This window comes from Stenotrophomonas aracearum (genome assembly GCF_031834615.1).
Taxonomy (GTDB): domain Bacteria; phylum Pseudomonadota; class Gammaproteobacteria; order Xanthomonadales; family Xanthomonadaceae; genus Stenotrophomonas; species Stenotrophomonas aracearum.
The window spans coordinates 2,123,911-2,144,536 of the sequence record NZ_CP115543.1; the positions used below are offsets into that span (position 1 = coordinate 2,123,911).

The 20,626-nt window shown below is 61.6% G+C and carries 16 protein-coding genes and 3 pseudogenes; 7 read left to right on the top strand and 12 right to left on the bottom strand.

Annotation, left to right across the window (positions count from 1 at the left end; genetic code table 11):
* Positions 1 to 29: 29 nt before the first annotated feature.
* From PDM28_RS09795 to PDM28_RS09810, 4 genes are all read right to left on the bottom strand, one after another.
* Positions 30 to 419: a TraR/DksA family transcriptional regulator gene (locus tag PDM28_RS09795; protein WP_046272806.1), complete on the bottom strand. Its 390-nt coding sequence runs from the start codon at positions 417 to 419 to the stop codon at positions 30 to 32.
* A 266-nt stretch (positions 420 to 685) separates the two neighbouring features.
* Entirely contained in the window at positions 686 to 1,852 is a 1,167-nt protein-coding gene (gene cfa, locus PDM28_RS09800) for a cyclopropane fatty acyl phospholipid synthase (RefSeq protein WP_005413430.1), read from the bottom strand.
* A 24-nt stretch (positions 1,853 to 1,876) separates the two neighbouring features.
* Positions 1,877 to 2,767, bottom strand: a complete 891-nt coding sequence (locus PDM28_RS09805; RefSeq protein WP_046272807.1) for a universal stress protein — start codon at positions 2,765 to 2,767, stop codon at positions 1,877 to 1,879.
* A gap of 10 nt (positions 2,768 to 2,777) precedes the next feature.
* Positions 2,778 to 4,262 carry a SulP family inorganic anion transporter gene (locus PDM28_RS09810; protein ID WP_086016262.1) on the bottom strand — a complete coding sequence of 495 codons (1,485 nt, stop codon included), beginning with the start codon at positions 4,260 to 4,262 and terminating at the stop codon, positions 2,778 to 2,780.
* A gap of 257 nt (positions 4,263 to 4,519) precedes the next feature.
* Between PDM28_RS09810 and PDM28_RS09815 the strand changes: the two are divergent.
* From PDM28_RS09815 to PDM28_RS09825, 3 genes and pseudogenes are all read left to right on the top strand, one after another.
* Positions 4,520 to 5,791: pseudogene (locus PDM28_RS09815) on the top strand (site-specific integrase).
* A 24-nt stretch (positions 5,792 to 5,815) separates the two neighbouring features.
* Complete coding sequence (locus PDM28_RS09820) at positions 5,816 to 8,809, top strand: Tn3 family transposase (protein ID WP_311184596.1); 2,994 nt, start codon at positions 5,816 to 5,818, stop codon at positions 8,807 to 8,809.
* 131 nt (positions 8,810 to 8,940) lie between these two features.
* Positions 8,941 to 9,861: a LysR family transcriptional regulator gene (locus tag PDM28_RS09825; protein ID WP_311184597.1), complete on the top strand. Its 921-nt coding sequence runs from the start codon at positions 8,941 to 8,943 to the stop codon at positions 9,859 to 9,861.
* A gap of 79 nt (positions 9,862 to 9,940) precedes the next feature.
* Here PDM28_RS09825 and PDM28_RS09830 read toward each other — a convergent pair whose 3' ends face one another.
* From PDM28_RS09830 to PDM28_RS09840, 3 genes are all read right to left on the bottom strand, one after another.
* On the bottom strand, positions 9,941 to 10,303 hold the full coding sequence (locus PDM28_RS09830) for a helix-turn-helix transcriptional regulator (RefSeq protein WP_311184598.1): 363 nt from the start codon (positions 10,301 to 10,303) through the stop codon (positions 9,941 to 9,943).
* Between the two features lie 171 nt (positions 10,304 to 10,474).
* Positions 10,475 to 11,098, bottom strand: coding sequence for a glutathione S-transferase family protein (locus PDM28_RS09835; protein ID WP_311184599.1), 624 nt, complete (start codon positions 11,096 to 11,098; stop codon positions 10,475 to 10,477).
* 147 nt (positions 11,099 to 11,245) lie between these two features.
* A complete protein-coding gene (locus tag PDM28_RS09840; protein WP_311184600.1) occupies positions 11,246 to 11,902 on the bottom strand; it encodes an SDR family oxidoreductase in 657 nt (218 codons plus the stop codon).
* A 363-nt stretch (positions 11,903 to 12,265) separates the two neighbouring features.
* Between PDM28_RS09840 and PDM28_RS09845 the strand changes: the two genes are divergently transcribed.
* A complete protein-coding gene (locus PDM28_RS09845; RefSeq protein ID WP_311184601.1) occupies positions 12,266 to 13,681 on the top strand; it encodes a DUF1254 domain-containing protein in 1,416 nt (471 codons plus the stop codon).
* 131 nt (positions 13,682 to 13,812) lie between these two features.
* On the top strand, positions 13,813 to 14,847 hold the full coding sequence (locus PDM28_RS09850; RefSeq protein WP_311184602.1) for a DUF1254 domain-containing protein: 1,035 nt from the start codon (positions 13,813 to 13,815) through the stop codon (positions 14,845 to 14,847).
* 16 nt (positions 14,848 to 14,863) lie between these two features.
* On the opposite strand, the gene PDM28_RS09855 is transcribed toward PDM28_RS09850, so the two are convergent.
* Together PDM28_RS09855 and PDM28_RS09860 are read right to left on the bottom strand one after the other, a co-directional pair.
* Entirely contained in the window at positions 14,864 to 16,048 is a 1,185-nt protein-coding gene (locus tag PDM28_RS09855; RefSeq protein WP_311184603.1) for a serine hydrolase domain-containing protein, read from the bottom strand.
* 216 nt (positions 16,049 to 16,264) lie between these two features.
* Positions 16,265 to 16,489 carry a hypothetical protein gene (locus PDM28_RS09860; protein ID WP_311184604.1) on the bottom strand — a complete coding sequence of 75 codons (225 nt, stop codon included), beginning with the start codon at positions 16,487 to 16,489 and terminating at the stop codon, positions 16,265 to 16,267.
* Between the two features lie 311 nt (positions 16,490 to 16,800).
* Between PDM28_RS09860 and PDM28_RS09865 the strand changes: the two genes are divergently transcribed.
* Together PDM28_RS09865 and PDM28_RS09870 are read left to right on the top strand one after the other, a co-directional pair.
* The gene (locus PDM28_RS09865; RefSeq protein ID WP_311184605.1) at positions 16,801 to 17,193 is read left to right on the top strand and encodes a DNA-binding transcriptional response regulator; all 393 of its coding nucleotides are present in this window, start codon (positions 16,801 to 16,803) and stop codon (positions 17,191 to 17,193) included.
* A 7-nt stretch (positions 17,194 to 17,200) separates the two neighbouring features.
* Complete coding sequence (locus PDM28_RS09870; protein WP_311184745.1) at positions 17,201 to 17,494, top strand: hypothetical protein; 294 nt, start codon at positions 17,201 to 17,203, stop codon at positions 17,492 to 17,494.
* Between the two features lie 54 nt (positions 17,495 to 17,548).
* On the opposite strand, the pseudogene PDM28_RS09875 reads toward PDM28_RS09870, so the two are convergent.
* From PDM28_RS09875 to PDM28_RS09885, 3 genes and pseudogenes are all read right to left on the bottom strand, one after another.
* Positions 17,549 to 17,767: pseudogene (locus PDM28_RS09875) on the bottom strand (BLUF domain-containing protein); the annotation flags it as partial.
* Positions 17,768 to 17,909: 142 nt separating this feature from the next.
* Positions 17,910 to 20,439: pseudogene (ligD, locus tag PDM28_RS09880) on the bottom strand (DNA ligase D).
* Positions 20,440 to 20,448: 9 nt separating this feature from the next.
* A complete protein-coding gene (locus PDM28_RS09885; RefSeq protein WP_311184606.1) occupies positions 20,449 to 20,625 on the bottom strand; it encodes a DUF3606 domain-containing protein in 177 nt (58 codons plus the stop codon).
* Position 20,626 lies beyond the last annotated feature (1 nt).

The window sequence follows — 20,626 nt, forward strand, 5'->3', positions numbered from 1 at the left end:
AGAGGCGGCCCAATGGGTGCCGCGCGGACTCAGCGACCGGCGTTTCGGCGCATGTTGTGCTGTTTCGCCTCGGCCAGTTCCTCGGTGCACTCCAGGCAAAAAGGCGCGGCGGGATCGGCCATCAAACGGCCATGCCCGATTTCGAGTTCACATCGGCAGCAAATGCCGTAGCGCCCCGATTCGTAGCGATCCAGCGCCGCCTTGATCCGATCCAACTGGATCATCAGGCGACTGCTGCCCGCCTTGGCCATGTGCTGCTGGGAGATGGCGTCGATCCTGCTGACGCGGCCTTGCGTGGTCTGATCGAGGGCGACGGGTTGGCCCGCGTCTTCCAAACCGGCGAGGGTGATGCGAATGTCCCGCTGCTCCTCTACGAGCATGCTGAAGAATTCGTCCAGACTTTGAACGTGTACGGACATGGTGACTCCTCATCTTGGTAGGCGGTATGCCGGGAGCGGCATCCGGAAGCGGGCATTGCGCCCGCGGCCAAGAAGTGAGCGTTAGATTGGAGTGGTCATGAGAGAGCCTCGTCTTGACCCTCTGAACCGCACCCCATTGTGCGGAAACCACATCACCTAGTAGAGCTTGAGGCCATCCTCAAGATCGACGAGACAGGCGGAGGGGTGTTGTATCGTGAATTTCACTAAATCATAGCATGTCAAGTCCCCCGTCAAACGACGGGGGATTACCTCGGGCCTTCTGGGCGCTGATAGCCGCCACGAACCCCATCCTTGGACAGCACCCACTGCCACAGTTGCAGGTCGCGGGCGCGGAATGCACCGGCGCAGGACAACAGGTAGTAGCGCCACATCCGATGGAACCGTTGCCCCAGTTCGTCCTCGAAATGAGGCCATGCCTGCTCGAAGTTGGCATGCCACGCCATCAATGTGTTGTCGTAGTCGGCGCCGAAGTTGTGCAGATCCTCGACGACGAAGAGCTCGTCGCAAGCATCACCGATCTGGCCAATCGACGGCAACTCGCCGTTCGGGAAAATGTAGCGATCGATCCACGGGTCGGTAGTGGACTTGCGCCGGTTCTTGCCGATGGTGTGAAGCAGGAACAGGCCGTCATCGGCCAGGCAGCGATGAGCTACTTCCATGTAGCTGCGATGGTTCTTGCGACCCACATGCTCGAACATGCCGACGCTGGCGATGCGATCGAAGCGCTCGTTGATGGAGCGGTAGTCCTGCAGCCGGAACTCCAGTGGCAGGTCGGCATAACGCTCCGTCGCCCATGCGGTCTGCTCCTTCGAAACCGTCACCCCCACGCACTCAACGCCGTAGTGCTCGGCGGCGTACGCCATGAAGCTGCCCCAGCCACAACCGATGTCGAGCACCCGCATGCCGGGCTCCAGGCGCAACTTGTGGCAGATCATGTCGAGCTTGGCTTCCTGCGCCTCCGCCAGGTTCTTCGCATCGGCCCAGTAGCCGCAGGTGTAGGTCATGCGCGGGTCCAGCATTGCCGTGTAGAAATCATTCCCGAGGTCGTAATGGGCCTCGCCGACTTCCCAGGCCTGTCGCGATGTCTGCCGATTCAGCAGCTTGGCCCGTAGCGAATGAAACATGAGCCGCAACGGTTTGACGTGGCGATCGAGCCGCGCACGCAGGATGCGATCGAACAGTTCGTCCAGCCGATCGCACTCCCATGCGCCGTTCATGTAACTTTCCCCAAGGCCGAGATTGCCCTGTGCAAATACGCGCTCCGGGACGCCATCGACCAGCAACCGGATATCCCATGGGCGATCACCGCCCAGTCGAACATCAGCGATCTCCAGCAGTTCGTCCATCATTCGATGGAGGTGGTTTCGATTGATTGTTTCAGTGGATTTATGCTTGGTTGATGCTTCGGTCATTTGACTTACTGCCGGTGGTTGGCGTCAACGGAGAAGGAGCACCGGGACGCGGCAGGTGCGCAGCATCGTGGTGGTGGTGCTGCCGACAATCAGCTGGCGGATACGCGAGTGGCCATAGGCCCCCATGACCAGCAGATCCACATGCTCGTCACGGATGTAATGGCCGATCACCTCTTCCGCTTCGCCCGGTCGCACCGCGCCGGCCGCAGACAATCCGGCCGCGGCCAGCGTGTCCAGCGCCCAGCGCAATGCGGCTTCGTTTGTGGCATTGGTCGCTCCGACGGTGAGCACACGGATATCGAGTCCACTGAACAACGGGCTGGCCGCCACCATTTCCACGCCCTTGCGGGTCGTGGCGCTCCCATCGAACGCGATCAGCACGCGTTCGATTTCCGTGTAGCTGCGCGACGCCACCAGCAATGGGCGATGGACTGCACGTACCACGCGTTCCAGTTGGCTGCCCAGGTGTCCCTTGGCGAAATCCGCATGCTCGCCACGCTTGCCAAGGACAAACAGGCGTGCATCGCCTTCCAACTCGATGAGGGTGTCCACCAAGGACCCATGCCGCATCCGCGTCTCCGCCTCGATGCCATGGAAAGCGGCCGCAATCCCCTTGGCCTGTTGCAGCACTAGGCGGCCTCGTTCTTGGCCCAGCTTGCTGCGGGTCTCGTCCAGCAAGGCGAGCCCTTCCAGCAACCTGGGCTGGGCATCCGCTCCGAGGTTCCCACTGAAGTCCGCGGTACTGGCCGCTTCCGGATGGCGGTCAAGCACATGAAGGTATTCCAGCGGGGCTTCCAGTCTGTGCGCTGCCCAAGCGGCGTAATGCGCCACGCTCTCGCTGTAAGCGGATGCGTCGGTGGCGGCCAATACACTGCCGCTGTGATCTATATGGGAGTGTCCAATCTTGTCTGTCATGGTTGCTTCCTCAGTGGCCCATCAGCCGCTCGACGGCGTCGGGCTTGTCGTGGACGCCCAAGCGATCCACCAGCGTCGCACTGGCTTCGTTCATTCCTAGGATTTCGACCTCAGTACCTTCACGCCTGAACTTCACCACAACCGTGTCCAGTGCGCCCACCGCGCTGAGATCCCAGAAGTGGGCACGGCCCACGTCAATTTGAACGCGCTCCAAAGCCTCGCGGAAATCGAAGCTAGCAATGAACTGGTCAGCCGAGGCAAAGAAAACCTGCCCGGTCACGGTGTAGCACCGCAGACGCCCACCTTCTTCAGAAGTGGAGCCGATATGAAGCACCTGGCCTACCTTGCGAGCAAAGAACAGCCCCGAGAGCAGTACGCCGATCAAAACGCCCTTTGCCAGATCATGGGTGGACACCGTCACGATAACTGTGGCGATCATCACCACACTAGAAGTCTTGGGATTTGCCTTAAGTGCCGCCAGTGAACCCCAGTTGAAAGTGCCAATGGAGACCATGATCATTACAGCGACCAGCGCCGCCATGGGAATCAGCTTTACCCAAGGGCCTGCAAATACCACCATCAACAATAGGAATACGCCCGCGGCCAGTGATGAGAGGCGACCACGACCGCCGGACTTAACGTTGATGACAGACTGGCCAATCATGGCGCAACCGGCCATGCCGCCAACAAAGCCGGATGCGATGTTGGCTATGCCCTGACCGACCGCTTCGCGGTTTTTGTTGCTCGGCGTATCGGTCAGATCATCGACGATCTTTGCAGTCATCATCGATTCCAGCAGGCCCACGACCGCCAATGTGGCGGAAACCGGGAAAATGATCTTCAGTGTCTCTAGATTCAAGGGAACATCAGGCAACAAGAACACCGGCAAGCTGTCGGGTAGTTCGCCCATGTCCCCCACGGTGCGGATATCAAGCTTGAGCAGGAGCGCGACTATCGTCAGGACCACGATGGCCACCAGCGGCGAGGGAATGACCTTGGTCACGCGTGGCAACAGATAGATGATGGCCAACCCTGCGGCGACCATCGCATAAACGGTCCAAGGGACGTTGGTTAGCTCGGGGAGCTGCGCCAGGAAAATCAGGATCGCCAGCGCATTGACAAAACCGGTGATGACCGAGCGCGAGACGAAACGCATCAACGCCCCGAGCCTAAACGTGCCAGCCAAGATCTGCAGCATCCCGGTTAGGAGCGTCGCTGCCAACAAATACTGCAGTCCGTGCTCCTTCACCAAGCCAACCATCAGCAGCGCCATGGCCCCGGTAGCTGCCGAGATCATTCCCGGACGACCGCCGGTAAAGGCGATAACCACTGCAATGCAGAATGAGGCGTAGAGGCCCACCTGGGGATCAAGCCCGGCAATAATTGAGAACGCAATGGCCTCAGGAATTAGAGCGAGCGCAACAACTATGCCGGCAAGCAAGTCGCCACGAATATTGCCGAGCCAGTCCTGGCGCAGTCGAGTAAGCGTAGTCAAAACAGAATATCCCTAGTCCCGACTGGTCGTCGGGCCAACAGTGTGATTTACGAAATAACAACCCTAAGCCCGCTTGCGGGCTTGATCCGATGACAGGATTTAGGGCGGCGTAATCACTATGGGCACTGGCTCGGGAGTAGAGTTGGGTCCGCTGTTGTTTGCGGCCGCTGGCTGGAGAGCCTAGCACAATCTGCATAGTTGCGTCGAATGATGGACGATTGGCCGGCCACCTTTGAAACGTGCGTGTTCTGGGCCAGGTGACTATCCTCGATCAGTACATTGATGCCGCCACCCGCGAGAACACTGTGCGCAGCTACGCTTCGGCGTTACGGCACTTTGAGGTCGAGTGGCAAGGACACCTTCCGGCCACCCCAGACAGTGTGGCGCGGTACTTGGCCACCTACGCGCAGACCCTGGCCACCAGCACGCTGCGGCATCGCCTGGCGGCGATCGCTTTTTGGCATCGGGATCACGGATTTGTGGATCCCACCCGCTCGCCACTGGTGCGCAAGGTACTTAAAGGGATTCAGACCCTCCACCCGACCCGGGTCAAGCAGGCTGCGCCACTGCAGATCCGGCGGCTGGTCGAGCTCGATGACTGGCTGGCCGCAGCGATTGCTGCGGCCCATGCCCGGGGCGACGGGGCGGCGGCGCTTCGCCATCAGCGGGATCGCGCGTTGGTGCTGCTCGGATTCTGGCGTGGCTTCCGTGGCGATGAACTGCTGCGTCTGGAAGTGGCCCATCTCACGCTGGTGCCGGGACAGGGGATGACCTGCTTCCTGCCGCGCAGCAAGGGCGATCGCCAAGCGGCCGGCGTTACCCATAAGGTGCCGGCGTTGTCGCGGCTGTGTCCGGTAGAGGCGACCCAAGTGTGGCTGCAGGCGGCAAACGTGCAAGACGGGCCGGTGTTTCGGGCAATCAACCAGTGGGGCCACGTAAGTGCCGAAGGGCTCCATCCCAACAGTTTGGTGCGCCTGCTGCGCTAGTTGCTGGCCAGTGCCGGCTTTGCCGATGCGGGGCTCCACAGCAGCCATTCGCTGCGCCGCGGCTTTGCTAGTTGGGCCAACGATCAGGGCTGGGACATGAAGGCGTTGATGGAGTACGTGGGCTGGCGCGATGTTCAGTCGGCCATGCGTTACCTGGACGGGCGTGACCCGTTCGCCCGGGATCGCATTGAAGCGAGCCTGCCCAGCCCAACCGCGCCAGCTCCGGCGATGGCGCTGCCGGCGCCCGAGGTCAAATCTGCCCTGCAGCTGCTCCTACGCATGGTGCTGACCCCGTTTGCCCGCGCCGGCCGCGGCGCGGCCAAGGCCCGGGGCAGAATCGAAGAGATCTGCTTGGCCCCGTTCCAAGCGGTGCGGCTGAACACCGCCAGCAGCGAGTACCGGTTGACTGTTCCCACCGATCCCGACCGGGATCTGGATGAAATCCTGGCCACGTTGCTCGATGACATGCACCGCATGGCCGATACGCACCAGTGTTTCCTGGAAGCGTCTCTCAGTACAGACGACGGCCGCCACTGGGATTGACCCCCCTCATAACCTCCGGATCCAATGGCTACCCTTCACGAGACCGCCTACCCGCGACTGAAGCCTGATCCTACCGCCAAGGAACTGGAGGAGATCTACACCCCGAGCGCCGCTGAGATTGCATTTGCCAAGCAGCTGACCACCCAGCCGGGTCCGCAGCTGGCGGTACTGATCCATCTAAAGCTCTTCCAACGCTTAGGCTACTTCACGCTGTTGGCGGAGGTACCTGAGCGGATCCGGCAGCACATCGCCAAGGCCGCCCGTCTCGGGCGTGTGCTGGCCTCTGACCAGCTCGATCGCTATGACAGCTCTGGCAGCAAACGCCGGCACATGCCGCAGCTTCGGCAGTTCATTGGGGTACGCCCGTTGGACAAATCTGGGTTGTCTTGGCTGGACACAGTGGCCACCGCCGCAGCCCAGACCAAGCACACCATCCCGGACATCGTGAACGTCCTGCTCGAAGAGCTGGTGCACCATCGCTACGAGCTACCAGGCTTCCGGACCCTTGAGATGGCCGCTATCGGGGCGCGCGAACGGGTCAACCTGGGCTACTACCGCAGTATCAGCCACGCACTGACGCCTGCCACGCGCACGCTGATTGATGAGCTACTGCGCGCACCGGAAGGATCCAAATTTACCGGCTGGCATTCGCTCAAGCGCGAGCCTGGCCGGCCGACCAACAAAGAGGTCCGGTTCTATCTGCAGCACATCCGTATGCTGCAGCAGTTGGCGGAGCAACTGCCTCCAATCGATGTACCGGTCCCCAAGCTCAAGCAATTCCGTGCAATGGCCCGGGCGTATGACGCCAGCGAGTTGGCCGAATTGGGTGAGGACAAGCGCTATGCGCTGGCCACCATCTTCATCCGCGCCCAGCATGCCAAGACATTAGACGATGCGGCAGAGTTGTTCATCAAGCAGGTGCGCGGGCTGGAGAACACCGCGCAGCAGAAGCTGCTGGCCTATCAGCTCGAACATGCCAAACGCGCCGACTTCCTCATCGGCCAGCTCAAGGAGATCCTGCAGGCCTACCAGCTCGACGGCAGCGATAGCCAGCGCGTGGACGCGATCGACAATAGTCTGGAAGCGGAAGTGTCCACCTTGCTGGCCGAATGCGAAGAACATATGGCCTACGCAGGGAAAAACTACCTGCCTTTCATGCTGCAACCTTACGGCGCGGTCAGGCCGCTGCTGTTCAATGGGCTGGAGCTCATGAACTTGCGGGCGACCAGCCACGACGCCGGCATGGAGCCGCTGATCGCAGCGGTGCTCTCGCTGCGCAACCAGCGCCGTGAGCTGATCGAGGTCGCCTCCCTCGGTTTGGACCCGGAAAAGGACTTTGACTGGATGTCCAAGCTCTGGCGTCAGCACGTGTTCGGCAAGCGGGCCAGTGCAGCCGGCGCCGGCTGGATGCACCGTAAGTACTTCGAGCTGGCCGTGCTGGTGCAGGTCAAGGACGAACTGAAGTCCGGAGATCTCTTCATTCCCAGCAGCGAACGGTTTGATGACTACCGTGAGCAGCTGGTCGATGAAGCCACCTTGGCCCAGGAACTGGAAGCCTACGGCCAGGTGTCAGGCCTGCCCACCGACGCCGAGTCTTTCGTGGCGGGGTTGCGCGCACAATTGACGGCTTTGGCCGATGAGGTCGACGCGCGTTTCCCGGAGAACGTTCATGCGGACATCCTGGATGGGCGCCTGGTGCTGCGGAAGGGGCAACGGGCCGAAGTCTCCAGCGCGATTACCACCGTGGATCGCCTCATCGCCGAACGACTCCCAGAGTCCAGCATCGTAGATGTCCTGATCGATGCCAGCCAATGGCTGGACCTGCACCGTTTTTTCCGCCCGATCGCCGGGACCGAGAGCCAAGTCGAAGATCTGCCCCGACGCGTGATCACCACGCTATTTTGCTATGGCTGCAACCTGGGGCCGACGCAGACGGCGCGGTCGATCAAGGGCTTCAGCCGGCGCCAGGTCGCTTGGCTCAACCTGAAATACGTGACCGAGGATGTGCTTGAGAAGGCCATCGTAGAGGTCATCAATACCTACAACAAATTTGACCTGCCTGGCTATTGGGGCAGCGGTAAGAGCGCGTCAGCAGATGGCACCAAGTGGAGCGTCTACGAAGACAACCTGCTGTCGGAGTACCACATCCGGTACGGCGGCTATGGCGGCATCGGCTACTACCATGTGTCCGACAAATACGTGGCGCTGTTCAGCCACTTCATTCCCTGTGGCGTGCACGAGGGCATCTACATCCTGGACGGCCTGTTGGCCAACACTTCCGACATCCAGCCTGAGATCGTCCATGGCGACACGCAGGCCCAAAGCTATCCGGTCTTCGGCTTGGCCCACATGCTGGGCATCCAGCTGATGCCCAGAATCCGAAACATCAAGGACCTGACATTCTTCCGGCCCGAACCGGGCAGGGCCTATAAAAACATCCAGGCACTGTTCGGGGACAGCATCGACTGGCAACTGATCGCCACCCATCTTCACGACATGCTGCGGGTGGTGATCTCAATCCGATTGGGCAAGATCACCGCGTCCTCGATCCTGCGCCGGCTGGGCACCTACAGCCGGAAGAACAAGCTGTACTTCGCATTCCGGGAACTTGGCAAGGCCGTCCGAACGCTGTTCTTGCTTCGCTACATTGATGACAACGAGATCCGCAAAACGATCAATGCCGCGACCAACAAGAGCGAGGAATACAACGGCTTCGTGAAGTGGGTCTTCTTTGGCAGCCAAGGGATCATCGCTGAGAACGTCCAACACGAGCAGCGCAAGATCATCAAGTACAGCCAGCTGGTGGCCAACATGATCATCCTCCACAACGTGGAGGGTATGAGCCGGACGTTGGCTGAGATGCGGAAGGAGGGGATCGAACTGACGCCCGAGATCCTGGCCGGTCTGTCGCCTTATCGGACCAGCCACATCAATCGCTTCGGCGATTACCACCTGGATCTTGAAAGGGAAGTGGCGCCGCTGAGCTACACAGCCAAGGTGCTTGAACAGACCCCATAGATGGGGAGAACCTGCCCGAGAGACGAGCAATCAACCTTGAAATTCAGTCGCTTAGGCAGCTTTTGGCCCTGTACGTAATGATTCCCTGCCGACCATCTAATCCGCATGGGCTCTGTAGGAAACAGTACACAATGCGCGGATCCGACTTTGCCGAGTTGAAGGCCTTCGTGGCCGTCGTGGAGCGCCAGAGCTTTGCCCGCGCCGCCGAGCATCTGGGGGTATCGCCGTCGGCCCTGAGCCAGACCATCCGTCAGTTGGAACGCCGGATCGGCGCTCGGCTGCTCAACCGCACGACCCGAAGCGTGGCGACGTCGGCGAGTGGCGAACTGCTTTACCGGCGGATCGCGCCGCTGTTCCGGGACCTTGCCGGTGCAGTTGCCGAGGCCAGTGAGGCGACGGGACAGATGAGCGGCACGCTGCGCATCAACACACTGGGAATCGCAGCCAGGTCTGTCATTGGACCCAGGCTCTCGCGCTTCCACCAAGCCCATCCCGACGTCGTGCTGGACATCGTGGTGGACGACGCGCTTACCGACATTGTTCATGGGCGATTCGACGCGGGCATCCGCGTAGGTGGCCAGCTTGAGAAAGACATGATCGCGGTCCGCCTTACGCCTGACCTGAAGATGATAGCCGTGGCCGCTCCGGAATACCTGGCAAGGTGCGGAACACCCACGTCGCCTGCCGACCTGCACCAGCATGCCTGCATCAACTGGAGGCTTCAGGCAGACGGCAGGCAGTATCGCTGGGAGTTCAAGAAGCGGGGGCAGCGCCTGGATGTCGCGGTGGAAGGTCCGGTCGTCACCAATCATGCTGACATCGGCATCGCGGCCGCACTGGGCGGACTCGGCATCGCCTATCACTTCGAGCAGGATGGCGTGGCCGAGCATATTGCCCAAGGGCGGCTGGTCCAGGTGCTTGCGGATTGGACGGTGTCGCGGCCTGGGCTGTTCCTTTACTACCCGAATAGACAACATCGACCCGCCCTGCTCGGAGCGTTGATCGACTGCCTGCTGGACAAAGGCGTGTTTGCTGAGGTCCAGGAAGCATAAGTCGAAGAGCCCGGCTCCCGACCGGGGGCGCCTGGGCTTCATCAAATGGCCGCAGAGCCCTTCCCGAGGATCCCGCCGGCTATACCCCGAGCATCTCAATGATCGCTTGGGCCATCTTTCTTTTTCGAGGGGACAGGCGCCTGATCAGGGAAAGAATGGTTCCCTCAAGCTCATTCTGGACGTGGTCCGCATTCATCTGCACGGCCGCGTCGAGTCCTTCTCCGTCAGTCGAGGACAGCCCGCGTCCAGTGGCCAACCACTCGAACCGTACTCGAGTGATGACTGCAATCTGCGCAAGGTGGGATACGCATGGCGTCGTGCCCTTCGGACACTCCCACTGGGCTACGGCGCTGCGTTTAACCCCGGCTTCTTTCGCCAGTTGCGACTGAGAGAGCCCTGCTCTCGTCCTTGCTGCCCGGATTCGGTCCGACATCGCCCACATCGCAGTCCCCCTGCTTATCCCTTTGCATTGGATACCTCAAAACTTTCCGAAGATTCTGAAAACCTCGCAGAACAACGGATTCCAAGAATATCGGCCAGCGCCCCGGAATATGAAGGGGCTGCGGGAATAGAGGCGATCCCAGCACGCGAGTTTCTCGCTACTCGAATCTGGTCACGGCACGCCGTTGTCAACGTGCTGGGCAAAGCCGGCACGACGCCCGAGGCGAGCAAACCACGCTTCCACAGCCGGAAGATCAGGCTTGTCACCTGGGGTCATCCGCCAACGCTGGGTCGACAGGCCAAGCACGATGTCGGCCAGTGTGAAGGAAGCGCCGACGACATGGGCGCCGGTGTGGGCGAGCTGGTGATCCAGCAGCCCCATCAACGCATTCCACCGGCCCATGCTTGCGTCCGCCACCGGGCCGTCCGGGTAGTCAGGGTGCCTTCGCACGCGGGACATGAATGCGCCCCGCCACGCCGAATTCAGATCGGTCGCCTGCCAGTCCATCCATTGCTCAACGAGCGCCCGTGCCCGCGGATCGGCCGGAAGCAGGTCATGGCGCTGGGCACGGGCGGCCAGGTAGCGGCAGATGCTGTTGGATTCCCACAGCGCGAAGTCGCCGTCAAGCAATACCGGCACCTGCCCGTTGGGATTGATTCTGCAGAGGCGTGCATTGAAGTCGGCGTCCGAAGAAGGGTCGCCACCAACGTGGCGATACTTGAGCTCCAGCTCCTCGCACAGCCACAGCACCTTGCGAACGTTGATCGAAGTGGACTTCCCGTAAAGCTCCAACATATAGCCTTCCGTAGCAATCGCTGAGATCGATAAGCCTACAACAGCTGTTCTAGTCGCCAATGACCTCTGAGTCGGAAAGCGGAGGTGCTGCTCACGTTGGTGTCGAGGAAACTACCTGCGCCTGGCTACCAGGTCCACCAGTACGTCTCAATGCCCGGCCAAAGCGTTGATCTCCGCGCATTCCACCACTGCCGGGGGCTGTGCTTGCGACGCCAGTGCGATCATAGCCCGGCCTATAGCCTCATTGCTCGTCACCATCGAGGGGGCCATGTGCTCGGCCATCTTCATCAGCGGGCCACCCAGAAGGTAGAGCGGCTTCAATGCGCCGTGGCGGGTTCCGGTATGTTCGACCGGCCTTACCCCGCCCGGCCGGAGCATCACGGTACGTATGGGCAGCGCCCCCAGTGCCTGCTCGGTTTCGCCCTTGATCCGCAGCGGCATGACCCGGCTGATTGGGTCCGCATAGACACCCGACACGTAAAGGAAACAACCCGCTGGGTTTGCCTCGGCCCAGGCTCGGGCGACCGCGAGGGTGACCTCCAGCGTGACGTGCCGGTACTCCTCTTCAGGCGTGCCGACCGGCGGTGCGCCTGCGCAGTAGAAGCAGGCATCGAAACCTGAAAGGCGGTCGGCAATCGTGGCGGCCTGCATGAAGTCAGGAAGCACAATCTCGTCCTTGCCCGGGCCCGCGCCGCCTGTTTTGCGAACCAGTGCCGTCATCCGCTCAACCTCCGCCGAGGCCGCGCAGGCACGCACCACGCCCTGCCCAACAAGCCCACTCGCACCGGTCACCAGAACTTTCATGATCGAACCCTTTGCCGTATTGCCAAGTCGCGTTCGAGACTATCACCCGCATACGGTGAGGGTGTTGTGGCTGACCTCGAGCGTCCAAAACATGCGCTTTATCGGGGGCAACAGCGAGCGTCCCCAATCGTCCGCGGCCCGATCACGTCACGTTAACCCGGCGAATGGCAAACACGGTCTGATAGCCATACCCATGCTCCGACAGGCGAACCGCGCATTTCACTACTAATGTGCGTCGCTTGGTTACCCAGGCCGTTTCTACAGAAGGGAACAGTTATGGAAGCGCAGATCTGCAACCAGGGTGATTCTCCACATCTGGCGCCAAAGGGAATGGCGCGACGCTGGATATGGGCAATCGTCGGCATGCTCTTGATCGTGGCAGGTTGCCAGCGGCAGCCATCGGACACCACCGCATCCGGCAATGGCGCTGCACCTGCCGCGCCCCCGTCGGCGCCGTCGCTCGAACAGGTGCGGGCGATCGCCAAGGAGGCCTACATCTACGGCTTCCCGATGGTGGACAGTTACCGCATCCAGCACTCGTATTTCGTGGACACGGCCAATCCCGAGTACAAGGGCGCCTGGAACCAGGTCCACAACACCGCGCGCGTCTACACGCCAGACGATAAGGCGATCCAGACGCCCAATTCCGACACGCCATACTCTCAGCTGGGCGTGGACCTTCGGACCGAGCCGCTGGTGATCACCGTGCCCCCGGTCGACAAGGGTCGCTACTTCTCGGCCCAGTTCATCGACATGTACACCTACAACTTCGCCTACGTCGGCACCCGGGCCACCGGTAACGACGGCGGCAGCTTCCTGCTCGCCGGGCCGGGCTGGAAGGGCGAAACCCCGCCCGGGATCAAGGACGTGATCCGCTCCGAAACCGAGCTCGCTTTCATCCTGTTCCGCACCCAGTTGCTCGGCGCCGACGACATCGACAACGTCAAGAAGATCCAGGCCGGATACAAGGTGCAGCCGCTGTCGGCATTCCTGGGCACGCCAGCGCCCCCTCCGGCGCCGACGATCGACTTCATCGCCCCGCTCACGCCCGAACAGCAGAAGACTTCGCCGGAGTTCTTCGCCATCCTCAACTTCCTCTTGCAGTTTGCCCCGACCGATCCGAGCGAGGTCGCACTGCGCGAGCGCTTCGCAAGCATCGGTATCGAGCCGGGCAAGCCGTTCGACGTTGCGAGCATGCCTGCCGATCGGCGCCAAGCGATTCAGCAGGGCATGGCCGACGCGTGGAAGGCCTTCTCTGACCACAAGACCAATGATATCGACACCGGCAAGGCGAGCAGCGCCGACTCCTTCGGTACCCGCGAATACCTGAAGAACAATTACATGGAGCGGATGAGCGGCGCCGTGCTGGGCATCTATGGCAATTCCAAGGACGAGGCGTTGTACCCGGCGTACTTCGTCGATTCGGCAGGGCAGAAGCTCGACGGCAGGAATCGCTACACCCTGCGCTTCGCGCCGGGCCAGCTGCCGCCGGTGGACGCGTTCTGGTCGACCACGATGTACGAACTGCCGTCCAGCCTACTGGTTGCCAACCCGCTCGACCGCTACCTGATCAACTCGGCCATGCTCCCCTCACTCCAGAAGGACGCCGACGGCGGCATCACCCTCTACCTCCAGCACGAATCGCCAGGCAAGGCGCGGGAGTCCAACTGGCTGCCGGCACCGGCCGGACCGTTCCTGGTGGCGATGCGCCTGTACCAGCCCAAGGCTGAAGCGCTCGACGGGCGCTGGAAGGCGCCGGCGCTCGAACGCACCCCGTAACCCACCCGTCATTTCGTCCTTCGACATAGGGAGATTGCGATGTCAGGTATGCACGCGCACACCGCTCGTTCGAGCCTGCTGTTCCTGGCCGTGATTGTCGCGCTGGCGGGTGCCAACGCGACGCTGACCCGGTGGCGAAGCCGGCGGAATCGTCGGCGGGCGCTCCAGCCGCGGCCGCCCCTGCCGAACCTGGCCCGGCAACGCCTGAACCAGGCAGCATCCCGGTCAATGCCGACAACTTCACGCGCGCGGAATCCGATCTGTACCTGAGCAACATCGTCAAGGAGAACGGTTTCGGCAAATTCTCCCACCGACGGGAGGTGACCCCGATCGACAAGCAGAACGTGATCCGCCTGAATCGCGACACGTTGTACTCGGCGGCCGTGTTCGACCTGGATGCCGGCCCGGTGACCATCACCCTGCCCGACACGGGCCAGCGCTTCATGTCGATGCAGATCATCGACGAGGACCAGTACACCTCGCAGGTGATCTACACGCCGGGCCCGCATACGTTCACCCGCGAGGGCATCGGCACGCGCTACGTGGTCACCCCGCTGCGCATGCTGGTCGATCCGAACAAGCCGGAAGATGTGGAACAGGTGCATGCCCTGCAGGACGCGGTGAAGGTCGAGCAGCCTGGTGGCCCCGGCGCGTTCGATATCCCGAAATGGGATCCGGTGAGCCAGACCCGCGTGCGCGAGGCGCTGCTCGCCCTGGCGGCGGGCCTGCCCGATACACGGCGCAGTTTCGGCACCAAGGCCGAGGTCGACCCGGTGCGGCGGCTGATCTCTTCGGCGTCGGCCTGGGGTGGTAATCCGGACCGCGATGCGCTTTATCTCAACGCGACGCCGGCGAAGAACGACGGCACCACGGTGCATCGGTTGCACGTAACGGACGTACCCGTCGACGGCTTCTGGTCGATCAGCGTATACAACGCCAAGGGCTTTTTCGAAGCCAACCCGCAGAACGCGTACTCGATCAACAACGTCACCGCGAAGAAGAACGACGACGGCTCCGTGGACGTGCAGTTTGGCGGCTGCGACGGCCAGGTATCCAACTGCCTGCCGATCACCGCGGGCTGGAACTACATGGTGCGCCTGTATCGGCCGAAGCAGGCGGCGCTGGACGGCACATGGACATTCCCGGAAGCGCAGCCGGTTCAGTAAGCCTGCGTGGTATGACTCACCTATCCACCCCGGACCCTACCCTTTCAGGCCCGGGAATGTAGAAGCTTGCGACGTCTTCTACAAACTGCACCGGCGACGCCCCGACCAGGTTGGTCAGAATCACCACGATCAGTCCGTCGGAGGGGTATATCGCAAGGACCGCACGACCGCCGCCACCAGAGATGATGGCACGATGCTCCGCGCGCTCCACTGTGGGCCAGCCGATGGCGTATCCGTTGATGAACCGGCTGAAGCCGGCGGTCGAACCATCGTTGAGCCGGGCCGGCGTCCACAGGATGTTCAGTGCGGCTTCGCCGTCGAGCAGTCGGCCCCCCTGTAGTGCAATGGCCCAACGCGCGAGGTCCTCGGCGGTGGTGTTGATGCCGGTCGCGGTCAGCAGCGCCGGATGCCACAGCTCATGCCGCGTATTGAGCTGGCGGCTGCCATCAGCGGCCTTTACGTATCGATACATGCCAACCGCATGCGGTACGACGTCGCGCGCGTCGTGGTAGCCCGTTGCGGGCATGCCTGCCACCTGCAGCTGACGTTCTGTGACGAACCGGGTGAAGGGTTCGCCTGCCAGTTGATCGATGATTCTGCCCAGCAGGACGTAGTTGGTGTGGTTGTAGGCGAAGCGCTCACCCGCGGGCGCTTGGAGTGGAAGCGTTCGCACCTTGTCCCAGGACGTTGCCTCGTCGCCGTCCACCAACAACCTGAGCTCATCATCGACGATGTCGGGCAGTCCGGATGTGTGAGAGAACAGCTGCTTGACCGTTACGGCGCGCCAGCTTGCTGGCAGGTCGTCCAGGTAGCGGGATGCGGGAGCGTTGAGGTCCAGCTTTCCCTCAGTCACCAGCTGCATGGCAGCTACACCAGTGAAGCCCTTGGTAATCGAGTTGATCGGGAACACCGATTCGTTGGTGACCGGCACCGAGTGCTCGACGCTTGCCACGCCGTACGCGCGAAGGAGCACGATCCTGCCCTGCTGAACGACCGCGACCTGCAGGCCGGGGATGCCTCGTTCGCGCATTTCCGCAAGCAGGAAGCGTTCCACGCCTTCCTCGGGCGAATGCGGATCGGCGGCATCGCCTTTGGCCTGGATGCCGAGGGACATAAGGCTAAGAAACAGTAGGCCTGCCGCACGCATCCGGTACCGGCCCGGCGCCAAACCTGGACCGCGGCTATCCGTATTCTTCGCCATTGCGTTTGCTCCGATCACCGACGGAGGTCCCGACCAGCGGGCCCACGACTCGATGCAAGTCGTAAAGGAAATGTAGTGCGCTACAACACCGTTATCCCCTGCCGGAAGTCACCGTGACCATGGCCTGCCCCGCCACCCCAGTTGCACCGGTCACCAGAGCTTTCATGATCGAGCATGACCTTTGTTGCCTGATGTGGTCCGTAGGCGCGCCCACGCTCAAGGTCGCCACCTGAATCGATACCGGGAGCGGAAGCTGTGAGATGCACGGTGGAACTTGGCAAAGGCCACGTAGAAAGGCCAGGAAAGCGGAAGCGGCACGAGGAGCAGCAAGAATGCATCGATCCCTTCCGGACCGAGATTGAACATGCGCTTGAACGGGTGGTCCAGCAGGCCTCCGAGAAGGCCTTCCACCAAGCCAAGCGTCACGAGCAAGGAGAACATGCTGCACATAAGGAACATGGCGGTACGGTTGATGTACCGGAAGGCCCTTATCCGGCCGCGAGAGCCCGTCGAACAGCACCCGGTGCGGTGCCAGCATCCGCGGTAGTCGTGAGGCCGCGCCCCTGAGAGCGCACAACTCCGGCAACGCGGAGCGGCCCGGCGGCTTGTTGGAAAGGATGCAACTCTCCAAGCGTTCGAACTTGATCTCAAAGAGGGCAACCGCAGAGAAGTACGTCGACAGGTGCCTCCGTGAGGCCTTGCTCACTTGAGGCCGAATAGGATTGAAGGACGCCCCGCCGGTTCGCCAGCCCATGAACTCTCTCCAAGCTTTCCCAGCAGTGCACGGCAACATTCTCGTGCTCGAAGACGACGCGGACTTTGCACCGCTGCTGAGCGAGGTGCTTTCCATGGCTGGCTACGATGTTTGCTGGGCCAGATCGACGCCGGAGGCCATGGGCTACATCAGGGACGGTTGCGTTGCTGCGGCGGTCTTGGACTGGCGTGTCCTTGGCGACAGCGCCGAAGACGTGGCAGATCGGTTGCGGTTGGCGCGTGTGCCGTATGTCATCGCCTCTGGCGGCAGTCCTGCCCAAGTGCCGGAACGCCACCGCTGGGCCCCATTTTTTGCCAAACCGTTTCGGATCACAGCGCTAATCAACGCCGTGGAGGAATGCCGGTCCGCGGGTGTCCCGGCCAGCGGCTGACCAAGCAATGACCCAGAACAACCAGAACAGCCAAAACAATCAACATAACCAGCAGAATGAAGAAAACGATCGTAACTGCGCAACGATCGGAACAGTCGCGACCAGCAGCGCTGGCAGCTGGTCGCTCGGCTCTTCCGGTGGGCTCGTTGGATCAGCTCAGATGCGGCGAAACAAGCTGCCTGAGTTTGTCTACGCCCGTGCCGCGCTGACTTGTTTCGCGGTGGCTCTGCACCAAAGCAGCCCATTCAGCCCTTGTGGCTTCAGCGAGATAAGACTGATCAACAGGGATCCAATGCATTGACCAATACGGAAAGCGCCTGGCTCCTGTCATTGCACGCCCCAACTCCATCACCTCAAAGTGGCTCGTCGCGTTGAGTATCCGTCGATAGGCGGACGCTACTCCGGCAGCAGGACCCTCCAGGTACTGAAGGAAGACAGCTCCATCACGCAATAGGACGCCAGTTACTCCTGCCATCGAGTTATGCGCGGCGGCGTCACGAACGAGATCGTCTATCTGATCCCTGCCAAGTCCAGGAACCAGCTGACTCACATAGGCGACTGCATGAACCGGCACTGTCTTTTTCCTCTCGATGTGCAGCTTCTACGCCCGAGGATACGATTGCGTCGGTTAATGGACGGTATAAAGAACTTCCCCCAATGCTCACGTGGTGATCCGTTGTGATCAGGCGTCAGGACTGTCTATGGAGGTGGACGAGTCAATCGTCCTGGGCCCATCTTGCCAAGTTCTGTTTGATCGTGTTGATTTCCGCCCAAGGGTCCTTGCGCCGTCGCTTCAACCGGGCTGGCACGTCCTTCATGGTGAAGGCGTCTGCACGGGTCAACTTGGGAAGCTCGCTCCAAGCGAGGGGCATTGCCACCGGGGCCCCTGGTCGACCGCGCAGAGAATAGGAAGCGACCGCCGTCGCCCCTTGGCCGTTTCGCAGGTAGTCCACAAAGATGCGTTTGTTCCGAAGGCTCTTGGTTGAGGTGGAAAGGAAGCGAGTTGGCTCGGACTGTGCCAACGCCTCTGCAAACCCTTTGGCGAAGCGCTTGGTCAGGCCCCAGTCGCAACCGGGATTCAATGGCACGACCACGTGCAGACCCTTGCCTCCAGAGGCGCGCAGGAACGATCTAAGCTCCAATTGTTCAAGAAGCCTGCGAATATGCGCCGCGGCCTTCTTCACCTCGGAGAACGGCACCTCCGGGCCTGGGTCCAGATCAAAGACGACACGATCGGCGCGATCCGGCGCCTCGGCGTGGCTGCCCCACGGATGGAACTCCAGCGCGTTGAATTGCACTAGTTCCAGCAGGCTTGCCGCGTCCCTGACGACCAGGTAGTGCGCGTTGATGCCGCTGTCCTCCTTGAGCCGAACCGAGTCAACGAGCTCCAGGCCTGCGGTGTGGTGCTTCTGGAAGAAACAGGGGTCTCCCAATGCCACTGGGGCACCGAATGATCGACAAAGGCCGATTGATGATCTCTGGCAGAAAATGATCCATCACTGCCGCGTAGTAGTCCCAGACGTCCTGTTTGGTGCCCTTGATGTCCGGAAAGATCACCTTGGTTGGGCTGGAGAGCTTGGGAGCGTTCCGGGGCTCACCGGCTGGGGCCGTGCTCGACGGCGACCCTTTCCCAACGTCGATGCTCAACCCTGCCCTGTCCGAGTCCGTCAAATCCGTCACGTCTTTATCGCGCCTCACCGCCTTGAGGGAGGGCTGACGAAGCAGTTGCTGTCCGCCGATGCCCCGGTAGAACACCTCCACCACGAATCGGGGGGCGAACCAGGTCGCCGACCGGAGGTCTGTCTCCTGGGTGGGCACATGGGCCGTAGGGGTCTTCCCGCCAGCTCGGCCGATAAGTTCGATCAACTCCTTGATAAGCACATCGGAAAAGCCCGAGCCCACGCGGCCCACGTAGAGCCACCCGTGCTCTGGGTCCGGCTTGGCCAGCAGAAGGGAACCGAGGCCCTTGCGGCTGCCCTTCGGCGCCGTGTAGCCAACGACGGCGAATTCATCGCTGGCCAGCTGCTTGGTCTTCTTCCAGTCGTCGCTTCGACCGCCGCGATAGGCCCGATCAGCCCGCTTGGAAATGATGCCTTCAAAATGGCGCTCGCCCGCCAGTTGATAGGCCGATTCCCCGTCGCCTTCGATGTGGGAACTGTAGGCCAGGAGACCCGTAGATCCTTCCAATAGCGCCTGTAGAAGGGCCTTGCGGTCCACCAAGAGCGCATTCGCGATGTCAACTCCATCGATGTGGAGCAGATCAAACAACGCATAGGCCAACGTGCCTTGCCGCTCGCCTGACAAGGTGGCCTGAAGAAGGTTGAAGTCCTCCTTCGTACCGCTGCCGGCGATGAGTTCGCCGTCCAGCGCGCCAGACTTCAACCCCAAAGCGGCCACCGCGTCCCGGATCTCAGGAATCTTGTGCGTCCACTCCAACGCGTTACGGGACCACAAGCGCACCTCGCCGTCGTTGATCGTCGCGAGGATGCGGTAGCCGTCCCACTTGATCTCATGAAGCCACTGCTCACCCTTCGGGGGCGCGTCGCCGAGCTTCGCCAATTGTGGCTCGAAGGGCCCAGCGGGAGGTTTCGCCGCCACTGCGCCGGACAGTGCCAAGGCCTTTTTCGCCCAGTCTTTCCTGCGTGCTCGCCTGACCGGAACAGCAGTCAGCTTCTTCTTTCCGCTCTTGCCCGCCCCTGCTCGCTTGAGGTCTTCGGCGGGCGCCGGTGCCACATCCGCCAAGAGATCGTCAGCCTCCAGATTGCCTGCAAATGCATCGTCCTCTTTGAACAACAGCCACTGCGGCTGACGTGCAGGTTTGCCAGAGCGGACCAGGTGCCAGCCGCCCTTGAGTTTGGTGCCAAAGAGCTCAAACCGGAGATGTCCTTTTGCAAGCTGCGCCTCCGGATCACCATTCGTCGCCCAGACGCCGTGATCGAATTGCGCTACATGACCGCCCCCATATTGCCCCTTGGGGATTTCGCCCTCGAAGGAGGCGTAGTCTACGGGGTGGTCCTCGACCTCCACCGCCATCCGCTTGACCGTGGGATCGTAGCTGGGACCCTTTGGCACCGCCCAACTTTTAAGGGCGTTCCCCACCTGCAGGCGGAAGTCGTAATGGCGGCGGCTGGCGTGGTGGAGCTGAACGACGAAGATGGCCCGCTGCCCGGCTGGCAGCGCCTTGCCGGGCTCGGGCTCCTTGGTCTGATCAAAGCGACGCTTGCGACGATATTCGACCAGGGACATGGCGACGACCTATTTGCCCAGGTGCTGCCGCACCGCAGCGGCTGTTGGCCCTACTGCCTTGACTGCTTCACGCACTACATCTGCGGAGACTCCCAGGGCTTTGGTCCAATACTGAAGCTCGTAGTCTTCGTTGACGTTGATGCGTTCGCGGTCGGGGCCGCCTGTCTTGCTCTTATCGTCTGTCACG